The sequence below is a fragment of the Chromohalobacter sp. 48-RD10 genome (assembly GCF_029889785.1).
Classification (GTDB): Bacteria; Pseudomonadota; Gammaproteobacteria; order Pseudomonadales; family Halomonadaceae; genus Chromohalobacter.
The window spans coordinates 1-2,220 of record NZ_JARANX010000093.1; the positions used below are offsets into that span (position 1 = coordinate 1).

General features: G+C 64.1%; 1 protein-coding gene. It reads left to right on the forward strand.

All coding sequences use genetic code 11. The annotated features are described in order from the left end of the window. On the forward strand, positions 1 to 2,220 hold a 2,220-nt coding region (locus tag OP496_RS17270; protein ID WP_280565083.1), incomplete at both ends, for an Ig-like domain-containing protein.

Sequence of the window (2,220 nt, forward strand, 5' to 3'; positions counted from 1 at the left end):
CACCGACGATGTCTACAACGCGGCTGAAGCCGATACCGCCACCCTCACCGGCCAGGTCGAGGACGGTGCGACGATCGACACGCTTAACGTCGCCAGCGATGCCGGCGGCGAGCCGGTGGTGATTCAAGGCGACGACATTACGCTGGAGAGTGACGGCTCGTTCACCACCACCGCCGACCTCTCCGGCCTCGATGACGGCGAGCTGACTGCGACGCTTTCTATCACGGATGCGGCGGGCAATACCGGAACGGTGACCGATAGCGCGACGCTGGATCAGACGCCACCGGTGATTACGCTCAACCCGGTCGATGACCCGATCAACAACGACAGCCCGGCGCTGTCCGGCACTGTCGATGATCCCGACGCCACGGTGACCGTCACGGTCGACGGCATGGATTACGCGGCGACCGTCGATGGTGAGACCTGGTCTCTCGAGGCTGGCACCGTCGATCTGGCCGAGGGCGACAACGCCATCACGGTGAACGCCACCGACCCGGCCGGGAACCCAGCCACGCTGGTGACCGAGACGGTCAGCGTCGACGTCACCGCGCCCAATGACGGCAACAACGACATCACCATCGTTAGCGATGACGACGCGCTGCTCTCAGCAGACGAAGCCGATACCGCTACCCTCACCGGCCAGGTCGAGGACGGTGCGGCGATCGACACGCTCGCCGTCACCAGCGATGCCGGCGGCGATCCGGTAACGATTCAGGGCGGCGACATCGATCTCGCCGACGACGGCTCCTTCACCACAACCGCCGACCTCTCCGGTCTCGACGATGGCGAGCTGACTGCGACGCTTTCTATCACGGATGCCGCGGGCAACACCGGAACGGTGACCGATAGCGCGACGCTGGATCAGACGCCACCGGTGATTACGCTCAACCCGGTCGATGACCCGATCAACAACGACAGCCCAGCGCTGTCCGGCAGCGTCGATGATCCCGACGCCACGGTGACCGTCACGGTCGACGGCACGGATTACGCGGCGACCATCGATGGCAACAGCTGGACGCTACCCGACGGCACCGTCGATCTGGCCGAGGGCGATAACGCCATCACGGTCAACGCCACCGACCTGGCCGGGAACCCGGCGACGCCGGTCACCGAGACGGTCAGCGTCGACGTCACCGCGCCGGATGCACCGGTCATCGCCAATGCGACGGACGATGTTGAGCCGCTGACCGATGACCTAGGGAGCGGCGACAGCACCAACGATCTCACACCGACACTGACCGGCACGGCCGAAGCCAGCAGCACCATTGAGATCTTCCAGGACGGCACCTCAGTAGGCACCACTGAGGCCGATGATCAAGGCAGATGGAGCTTTACACCGGAGACCAAACTGGCCGAAGGCGATGTCAGTTTCACCGCCGAAGCCACCGACGCCGCCGGCAATACCTCGCCGGATAGTAATATCTTCACGTTGACCATCGACGAGACGGCCCCGGACGCGCCCACCATCGATCCGACCGATGGCACCGAGCTTACCGGCACCGCTGAAGCGGGCAGCACCGTCACTATCGACACCAATGGTGATGGCGAAGCGGATGAAACCGCCACAGTCGGTGAAAACGGTAGCTGGAGTGTGACACCGCAGACACCGGTCGAGGATGGCACCGAGATCTCGGCCACCGCGACCGATGCGGCGGGCAACAAGAGTGAGCCGACCACGCAGACCGTGGATGCCACCGCGCCAGATGCCCCGGTCATCACCAATGCAACGGACGATGTTGAGCCGCTGACCGAGGATCTGGCCGATGGCGACAGCACCAACGATCTCACGCCGACACTGACCGGTAGTGCCGAAGCGGGCAGCACGGTTGAGATCTTCCAAAACGACACCTCAGTAGGCACCACTGAGGCCGATGATCAAGGCAGTTGGAGCTTTACACCGGAGACCGAACTAGCCGAAGGCGATGTCAGCTTCACCGCCGAAGCCACCGATGCCGCCGGCAATACCTCTGATGCCAGTGAGACCTTCACGCTGACCATCGACGAGACGGCGCCGGACGCGCCCACCATCGATCCGACCGATGGCACCGAGCTTACCGGCACCGCTGAAGCGGGCAGCACCGTCACTATCGACACCAATGGTGATGGCGAGGTAGATGAAACCGCCTCTGCTGACGGCGATGGCACCTGGAGCGTGACGCCAGAGCCCGTACTCGCTGACGATACCCAGGTCTCGGCCACCGCGACCGATGCTGCGGGTAA